This window comes from Mycobacterium sp. TH-M25, assembly GCF_057473665.1.
In genome coordinates this window covers 1-8,332 of record NZ_JBYCLA010000624.1, presented here as the reverse complement: position 1 = coordinate 8,332, position 8,332 = coordinate 1, and the positions used below count along the sequence as shown (strand labels likewise).

Here is an 8,332-nt window from a genome sequence, read left to right as displayed (position 1 = left end):
ACCTGTCTGGCGGCAGGTTGCCCGAGCGGCCAATGGGAGCGGACTGTAAATCCGTCGCGAAAGCTTCACAGGTTCGAATCCTGTACCTGCCACCACTGGTCGGAGACGGTTTGGTCGCTGGCTATATTTCCGACTGCGCGCCGCTGAGGGCGGGCCGGCTGAGGCGGCGTGGTGCGGCACCGGCCGGATAATGGGGATCGCACCCGATGGGGCACGGGGCGCGCCTTCAAGAGACGAGCGTGTACGGATTTGACCTGTCGTTCGCCGCTTTTAACTGTGTGTCGCTGTTGCGGGCCCCAGCAGACCGACGACGTCGGGAAAGGTCATCCGCCGGCGTGGACGCTTTACGTTAATCTTGAGTTTCGCAGTTAGACGTGTGAGACTTCGGCATGTTGACGGATCCGCTCGTGCGTTCGAGGTTCCCGCCGATGCTTCGTTCGTTGACCTTAGCCGCCTCCTGGCGTAGCTGTGTTGGATGCCTTTCGTCCCGCGCTTCTACGCTCGTCGACGTTCGCGGTGTTCGCGGTGCTGGCCACCGGACTGGTCGGGCAGGCGGGCGCCGCACCGTGGTGGGCATGCTCGCCGGATGCACGCCTGGGATGCCGACCGCATCGGGCTGGCGCCGGCGCGGTTGATCGTGGATCCGCTGCTGCCCACCGGCGCAGTGGCTTCGACGCAGAATGGACCGAGAGTATGGCAGATCGGTTGAACGTAGCGGTCATTGGCGATTTCGACGGCTCCTATGCCCCGCACCTTGCCACTAATGCGGCGATCAGCCATTCAGCCGTGGTGCTCGGGCTGGAAGCGTCAGTGGCGTGGGTGGCTACCGACGCGTTAGAAGCCGATCTCGGCTGCGTCGCGACAGCAGACGCGTTGTGGTGCGCACCGGGCAGCCCGTACCGTAGCTTGGCTGGGGCACTTTCCGCTTTACGTTTTGGGCGCGAGACCGCGGTACCGACTCTTGGCACTTGTGGCGGATGCCAGCACATCATTCTGGAGTACGCGCGCGGTGTGCTCGGCTTCGACGACGCGGAGGATACGAACTATAACCCGTACGGGTCTCGGCTATTCATTTCGGCTCTGACGTGCTCGTTGGCGGGAAAAACCATGCCGGTCAACCTGAAACCAGGATCATTGGCCGCCCAGTGCTATAAAGCCCGCAGAGCCAGCGAGCTTTATTATTGCAACTTCGGACTGAACCCGACCTACCGGCAGACGCTCGATGACGGCGGACTACGCGTCACCGGAGTCGATGACGATGACGAAGCTCGTGTCTTCGAGCTTCCGGGGCATCCGTTTTACGTCGCCACGCTGTTCGTGCCGCAGAATCGCTCGACTATCGAGGAACCCCACCCGCTTGTGACGGCACTGTTGTCTGCAGCGGCAAACCGTCAACGCGTCGAACCGCCAGACCAATCAGGCGCGAGCGTTCGGCCGCAGGTCTGACACGCGAACTCGATTGCAAGGTTGCCGATGACGAATCCCCCTAACGTGTTTGAATCACCAACGCCCACCAACTATTTGGGCGATGACGAGTTTATCCGGACCTCATACCGGGCTGTGCGTGCACTCGTGCGGGAATTGCGGCAACGAGCAGGTAGCGACGCGCCGTTCGCGAAAGCTGCCTTCGAATGGGTGCGTGACAAGGTGGCCACTCCTATGACGTCTCAGATCCCCGAATGACGTTGACGGCTAGTGAGGTCCTCGAACATCGCGTAGGCCTGTGCTGCGCGAAGTCGCACTTGCTGGCAGCGCTACTGCGCTCGTATGGCGTTCCCGCCGGACTGTGCTACCAACGGCCTGTCCGCGGTGACGGGACACGTCCTGCACGGACTCGTCGCGCTCTACCTCGACGAGGGATAGCACCGCCAGGATCCGCGCGGAAATGAAGAACGTACGTGTCGAGGTCGAACATCACCCCGTCATCGACGTCGGTCGCGGCCGATGTCCCGGATCACCCGGCAGAGTCGCTCGGCGGTGACGTCGACGTGTACGGCGTTGGCGTCGGCGTCCTTGGTCGGGCGCTCGGGTTCGTCGTCTACAGCCTCGTCATCGTCTGGTGCGCCACCCACGGCCACCACCCCGACGACCTCACCGCCCGGCACGCCGCCCAACTCTGTACCGGCACAGGGCCCTTCGAAGACATGCTCACCAAGCTCCGCGGAACCCTTCTCGCAGCTCGAATTACCGAAGTTTGGCCCAGCTCAACTCGAACCCCACAAACACCGCGATTACCAACTGGCCTGCGCAGCGACCGCCGCATGGGTGCGAAAGTCAACAGGTCGGTATTGCCGCATATATGCGCCAATACACCTATACGCGTCAAAAGCCGAGCGCCACAACAAAAAGACAAGCCAGCCAACTACACAGGGCGGAAACTCCTGGTAGGTAGTGCCGTGATTCGGCCCATTCGTAGTGTTGTTGTTGCGATCAAGGGATCGCAATCAGCGCTGGGTTGCCAGGTACGGAATTCCTTGCGGGGCGTGGCCAGGGTTGGGGGATCGGGCGCAGCCGCACGCGTTGAGGCCACCAGAACCACCGGCCCAGGAGCGCGGCGAGCGAGGGTGTCATGAGCGAGCGCACCACCAGGGTGTCGAACAGCAGGCCCAGCCCGATCGTGGTGCCCACCTGACCGATGACGATGAGGTGGCTGACCGCCATGGCCATCATCGTGAAGGCGAACACCAGGCCTGCAGAGGTCACCACCGATCCCGTGCCGGCCATTGACCGGATGATGCCGGTGTGAAGTCCGGCGTGGATTTCTTCCTTCATGCGCGACACCAGCAGCAGGTTGTAGTCCGCGCCGACCGCCAGCAACACGATCACCGACATCGGCAGCACCATCCAGTGCAGCGGAATACCGATGAGGTGCTGCCAGAGCAGGACCGAAAGTCCGAAGGAGGCGCCAAGACTCAAGACCACCGTTCCGACGATTACGGAAGCCGCCGCGATGGCCCTGGTCAGTAACACCATGATCAAGAAGATCAGGATCAGTGCGGCGACCGCGGTGATCATCAGGTCGTAGTCAGCGCCCTGCTGCATGTCCTTGAACATGGCCGCACTGCCGCCGACGTACACGGTCGAGCCCTCCAGCGGGGTGCCCTTGATGGCGTCGGCGGCGGCGATGCGCAGCGGTTCGATGTGCGAGGTGCCCTCCTGGCTCAGCGGGTCGCCCTGATGGAAGACTGTGAACCGGACGGCGTGCCCGTCGGGTGAGAGGAACAATTTGATGCCGCGCTTGAAGTCGGCGGTCTGGAACGCTTCGGGTGGCAGATAGAAGGTTTCGTCGTTGCGGGCGGCGTCGAACGCCTGTCCCATTGCTGTCGAGTTCTGCTGGGTGGCGATGGTCTGGTCTTGCTGCGCCTTCTGCGCTTGATACTGGTTGAGCAGAAACTGCTTCTGATTTTTCATCGTCTGGATCATCGCCGGCATCTGTGCCGCCAGCTGGGGGGTCAGATCAGCCAGCCGATTGATGTCGGGCACGAGATCCTGGATGTCGTCGGACAACGTGCTGATGCCGTCGAGGGAGTCGAAGACCGAACGCAGGGCCCAGCACGCCGGGATGTCGAAACAGTGCTTCTCCCAGTAGAAGTAGCTGCGCAGCGGCCGGAAGAAGTCGTCGAAGTCGGCGAGGTGATCCCGAATCTCGTTGGTGTGTGCCGAGGTTTTGGCGAACTTGTCGGCCATTTTGCGGGTGACGTCGGCCATCTGCAGGGTGATGCTCTGCATCTTCGTCATCGAGTCGATGGTCGTCTGCATCTCGTCGGCCTGCTTGAGCGTGTTGGCGAGCACCTTTTGCTGATAGTCGTTGTTCATCAGCTGGCCCGTCCCGCTTTGACTCAGTGTGTAGGCCAGCGATGCATGCTCGATCGGTTTGCCATCGGGCCGCGTGATGGTTTGCACCTGAGCGATGCCGTGCACGCGGACCATGGCCTTGGCGATCTTGTCGATCACCAGGAAGTCGGCCGGGTTGCGCAGATCATGGTCGGCCTCGACCATCACCAGCTCGGGGTTCATCTTTGCGTCGGAGAAGTGCCGGTCGGCAGCGGCCATTCCGACGTTTGCGGGTACGTCTGCCGGCAGGAAGATGCGGTCGTTGTAAGTGGTGTGGTAGCCGGGCAGGGTGAACAGGCCGACAAGGGCCAGGGCGGTGGCCATCACCAACACCGCGCCGGGCCACCGCACGGTGGCCGATCCGACGCGGCGCCAACCCCGCGCACGGCCCCACCGCTTTGGTTCGAGGACTCTGCCAAAACGTGTGAGGATCGAGATGAGCGCGGGTCCGAGCGTGAGGGCCGCGGCGACTACGATCGCCATGCCGACCGACAGTGGGACGCCCATCGTCTGGAAGTACGGCAGCCGGGTGAAGTGCAGACATAGTGTCGCTCCGGCGATGGTCAGACCCGACGCAAGCACGACGTGCGCGGTGCCGTCAAACATCGTGTAATAAGCCGACTCTCGGTCTTCACCGGAGCGCCGCGCTTCCTGGTAGCGACCGATCAGAAAGATCGAGTAGTCCGTGGCGGCGGCGATGGCCAGCGTTACCAGCATGTTGGTGGCGAAGGTGGTGAGCCCGAAGACCTGGTGGTATCCCAGGAAGGCGACGATGCCGCGCGCTGAAAGCAGACCGGCCACCACCATCCCGAGTGTGACGGCCACCGTGACGACCGACCGGTACACAAGCAGCAGCATGATGGTGATGACGGCGAAGGTGAGCCCCTCGATCATCTCCATGCTGGCATCGCCCACGGCGTTTTGATCCGTCGATGTGGCTGCGGGTCCCGTCACGTAGGCCTTGACGCCGGGTGGCGCCTTGACCTCATTCACGATGGTGCGCACTGCTTGTACCGACTCGTTGGCCAAGGCCTCGCCTTGGTCGCCGGCGATGTAGACCTGAACGTAGGCAGCCTTACCGTCGATGCTTTGCGCGCCGGCCGCCGTCAACGTGTCGCCCCAGAAGTCCTGGACGTGCTGAACGTGTGTGGTGTCGGCGCGGAGTTCTCGAACGATCTGGTCGTAGAACGCGTGCGCATTGGCGCCGAGTGGATGAGCGCCCTCGAGCACGATCATCACGTTGCTGTTGGTGTCGTATTCCTTGAACACCTCGCCGACGCGCTTGGTGGCGATGAGTGCTGGTGCGTCGTTGGGGCTCATCGACACCGCCCGTAGGTATCCGACTACTTCGAGCTGGGGAACGCTGGTATTGAGAACCGCGACGACCGCTATCCAGGCTAGGGCGATCGGAATGGCGAAGGTGCGCAGCAAGCGGGGCAGCCGTGGGCGGTCGGCAAGGCGCGCAGTCGCGACGGCGTCGGTCGCGGCGTCGTCGGTGGGAGCGCTCATGCTGCCTTCACCAGGCAGTACGTTGCAGCGTGCGCCCCCTGGGCCATCCTTTCATCCTTCACGTGGTCATCGACGATGACGCGGCATCCGATCGAGTGCCCGTCGCCCTGTGCCAGCAGGTTCGGCATGACAGAAGGGACCGTGGTCTCCAGCTTCAACGACCACGGGAGGGACACATCCCCCGCCCGCTGCGGCAACCCATTTAAGTCGGTGTAATTGACGACTGCGGTTCTGCCGCTTCCGAATACCTCATAAATGACGACCTTCGGATTGAACTTCTCGGCGGTATCCGACCCGACCGGTGTCACCACCGCCCCCGCTGAGCCGAACACCGACCGAAGGTGGGCCACGCTGACGACCCCAAGGGCCACGGCCACCACAACCAGGACGGGCAACCACACCCGCTTGACGGTCACGATCACCGCGGCCTCCCGCCTCCGCACGCCCTCTGTCGGTGGATTCAAGGCCTGACCTTTCGACGATGAATGCTGCAGACCGACGCCGGCCGGCAATCGATAGCCAATCTAAATCGTTAAGTGGATAAGGTCAATCCGCTTATGGACGTAGGTAACGCACATCACTAAGCTGAGCCAGATGAGTGACCAACTGTGCCGCGGCCTGCGCAGGGACGCCGAACGCAATCGGCAGCGCGTGCTCGGGGCGGCCCGCGAGTTGTTCGCGATCAGGGGCTTAGAGGCCACCCTCAACGAGGTCGCCCATCACGCGAATGTCGGTGTGGGCACGGTCTACCGGCGCTTTGCCACTAAGGAGGACCTGCTCGAAGCCGTCTTTGAGGACTCCATCGACCAGGTCGCCGCCCTCGCCGAGGTCGCGCTGCGACTCGAGGACTCGTGGGACGGCTTCGTGTGGTTCGTCGAGCACATGTGTGAGTTGATGGCCACCGACCGGGGTTTGCGCGAGATGGTGAATAGCAAGGCGGGTGGCTACCGTGTCGAATGCGCTCGAGAACGGCTTGCCCCATTGCTGTCCAAGCTGGTGGAGCGGGCACGCGACGACGGCCACCTACGTCCAGGCATCGGGCACACGGACATGCCGGTCGTCGGCTTGCTCGCGGGAACGGTCAGCGAATGGGCCGGTCACGTCGACCCGCAGTTGTGGCGCCGCTACGTCGCACTACTCCTTGACGGCATGCGTATTCAAGTAGGTCAGAAGCGCCTTGCGGTCAGGGGGCTCAATGACGACCAGATGGACGAAGCGATGCGGGGATGGCAACCGGCAGGCTGAGCGCCGCACTTCGCTTTCCCAAGCTGCGGCAGGGTTCGTACTTTCCGGACTGACTGCTGGAACGGCGCAAACGTGCGGAGCGGGCCCTGACGGCCGCGGTGGACACCTGCTACCTGCTGGGGGTGTCGACGCGGCGGATGGACAAGCTCGTCGACCCCCTGGGCGTCACCAGTTTGTCGAAGTCGCAGGTGAGCGTGATGGCCAAGGAACTCGACGCCGCCGTGGAAGCGTCTCGGACTCGGCCGCTGGACGCCGGCCCGTGCACGTTTATGGCTGCCGACGCCCCGGTGCTCAAGGTCCGCGAGGGCGGCCGGGCGGTCAACGTGCACGTGCTGATCGCGGTCGGGGTCAACGCGGAGGGCTACCGCGAGATCCTGGGCGTCGACGTCACCACCGCCGAGGATGGGGCGGGCTGGTTGACCTTCCTGCGGTCGCTCACCGCCAGAGGGCTCTGCGGGGTCAGGTCGGTGACCTCCGATGCCCACGCCGGTCCGGTGGCCGCGATCGGTGCCACTTTGCCCGGTGCAGCCTGGCAGCGGTGTCGCACCCACTACGCGACGAACCCGATGGCCATCACCCCGAAGGCGTCGTGGCCGTGGGTACGCACACTGCTGCACTCGGTTTTCGACCAATCCGACGCCGATTCCGTTGCAGCCCAATATGGCCGGATCGCCGATGCACTGACCGACAAGCTCCCCAGGGTAGCCGACCACCTCGAAGACGCCCGCGTCGACCTGCTGGTGTTCACCGCCTTACAACCCGATCCGCGTGGCGTCGCGTCCTACTTGCCTCGAGTCGGGGGGTTGGACAAGCGCAATCCTACAGTGCCCCAGCCTATTTCGGCCTCGGTGCGAGGCTGCTGTCCGGTCTGGTCGGGTGTTGGTGGTGGTTGGGGTTGGAAGGCGTCGTACCACCACCAGTCGGTGCGTTCGCCGCTGCGGCCGGGGTAGGGCGGCACAGCGGGCCGGGGACCGGTGGGCGGGCGCGCGAGTGATCCCGGGCTCAGTGGCCGCCCGTCGCTGTCGGTGACTTCGAACGCGTCGGCGGGACCGGTGATGGTGATCTCGCCGCGGTGGTGCAACCGGTGGTGATAGGGGCAGGCCAGCACCAGGTTGGCCAGCTCGGTCGGGCCGCCGTCTTCCCAGTGCCAGATGTGGTGGGCATGCAGGCCGCGGGTGGCCCCACAGCCCGGGACCGCACGACAATTCCCGGACGCTCGGCGACTGCTACTGCAACTGGTCCGCCTTACGTTGCAGGTTCTGTTCCACCTCGGCCTGCCAGTGCTCGTTGGCGGTGCTGGTGTCGACCTCGAACTCGAAGCGGTCGGTCATCTCGGCCGTGACGTCGGCGGCGTCGACGTAGAACTGCTCATACCAGCGGCGCAGCTGGTAGACCGGGCCGTCCTCTTCCACCAGCAGCGGGTTTTCGATGCGGGTCTTGTTCTTCCAGATTTCGACGTCCTGCAGGAAGCCCATGCTGACGCCCTCGGTGAACGCCTTGGAAAGTTTCTCCGTGTCCGCCTCATCCATGCCTTGGGGCTTCTGTACGGAGATGCCCCATTGCAGCATGAACGAATTCTGCGTGACGGGGTAATGGCAGTTGATCAGAATCGACTCCACCTGGTAGCCGCCGTAGCTGTTGTGCAGCCCCCTGTGTGACAGGGTTGGGTGAGACAACGGCAGTAGCCGTTCATCGCTACAGGGCGAGACAGGATCACCATTTCCGTGACTATGACGATCGCATC

The 8,332-nt window shown here is 63.6% G+C and carries 6 protein-coding genes, 1 tRNA gene and 4 pseudogenes; 6 read left to right on the top strand and 5 right to left on the bottom strand.

What is annotated here, in order from left to right; all coding sequences use genetic code 11:
- The first annotated feature begins 11 nt into the window (after nt 1-11).
- The 4 genes and pseudogenes from AC2VOU_RS20725 to AC2VOU_RS20710 form a co-directional block, all read left to right on the top strand.
- A tRNA-Tyr gene (locus AC2VOU_RS20725) sits at nt 12-95 on the top strand.
- A 491-nt stretch (nt 96-586) separates the two neighbouring features.
- A complete protein-coding gene (locus tag AC2VOU_RS20720; RefSeq protein WP_486959054.1) occupies nt 587-709 on the top strand; it encodes a hypothetical protein in 123 nt (40 codons plus the stop codon).
- Complete coding sequence (locus AC2VOU_RS20715) at nt 694-1,446, top strand: CTP synthase C-terminal region-related (seleno)protein (RefSeq protein ID WP_486959053.1); 753 nt, start codon at nt 694-696, stop codon at nt 1,444-1,446. Before AC2VOU_RS20720 ends, AC2VOU_RS20715 begins: the two co-directional genes overlap by 16 nt.
- A gap of 233 nt (nt 1,447-1,679) precedes the next feature.
- Nucleotides 1,680-1,745, top strand: a pseudogene (locus tag AC2VOU_RS20710) (hypothetical protein); the annotation flags it as partial.
- 177 nt (nt 1,746-1,922) lie between these two features.
- Here the strand turns inward: AC2VOU_RS20710 and AC2VOU_RS20705 are convergent.
- The 3 genes from AC2VOU_RS20705 to AC2VOU_RS20695 all read right to left on the bottom strand — a co-directional run bounded on the left by AC2VOU_RS20705 (nt 1,923) and on the right by AC2VOU_RS20695 (nt 5,765).
- On the bottom strand, nt 1,923-2,105 hold the full coding sequence (locus AC2VOU_RS20705; RefSeq protein ID WP_486959052.1) for a hypothetical protein: 183 nt from the start codon (nt 2,103-2,105) through the stop codon (nt 1,923-1,925).
- A gap of 325 nt (nt 2,106-2,430) precedes the next feature.
- On the bottom strand, nt 2,431-5,343 hold the full coding sequence (locus tag AC2VOU_RS20700; RefSeq protein WP_486959051.1) for an MMPL/RND family transporter: 2,913 nt from the start codon (nt 5,341-5,343) through the stop codon (nt 2,431-2,433).
- Nucleotides 5,340-5,765: an MmpS family transport accessory protein gene (locus tag AC2VOU_RS20695; protein ID WP_486959055.1), complete on the bottom strand. Its 426-nt coding sequence runs from the start codon at nt 5,763-5,765 to the stop codon at nt 5,340-5,342. The genes AC2VOU_RS20700 and AC2VOU_RS20695 overlap by 4 nt, the downstream gene beginning before the upstream one ends.
- 172 nt (nt 5,766-5,937) lie before the next feature.
- Between AC2VOU_RS20695 and AC2VOU_RS20690 the strand changes: the two genes are divergently transcribed.
- Both AC2VOU_RS20690 and AC2VOU_RS20685 read left to right on the top strand, forming a co-directional pair.
- Complete coding sequence (locus AC2VOU_RS20690) at nt 5,938-6,588, top strand: TetR/AcrR family transcriptional regulator (protein WP_486959050.1); 651 nt, start codon at nt 5,938-5,940, stop codon at nt 6,586-6,588.
- Nucleotides 6,589-6,605: 17 nt separating this feature from the next.
- Nucleotides 6,606-7,538: pseudogene (locus AC2VOU_RS20685) on the top strand (IS256 family transposase); the annotation flags it as partial.
- Here AC2VOU_RS20685 and AC2VOU_RS20680 read toward each other — a convergent pair.
- Together AC2VOU_RS20680 and AC2VOU_RS20675 are read right to left on the bottom strand one after the other, a co-directional pair.
- Nucleotides 7,469-7,783, bottom strand: a pseudogene (locus tag AC2VOU_RS20680) (HNH endonuclease signature motif containing protein); the annotation flags it as partial. The pseudogenes AC2VOU_RS20685 and AC2VOU_RS20680 overlap by 70 nt on opposite strands.
- Nucleotides 7,784-7,814: 31 nt before the next feature.
- Nucleotides 7,815-8,332: pseudogene (locus tag AC2VOU_RS20675) on the bottom strand (hypothetical protein); the annotation flags it as partial.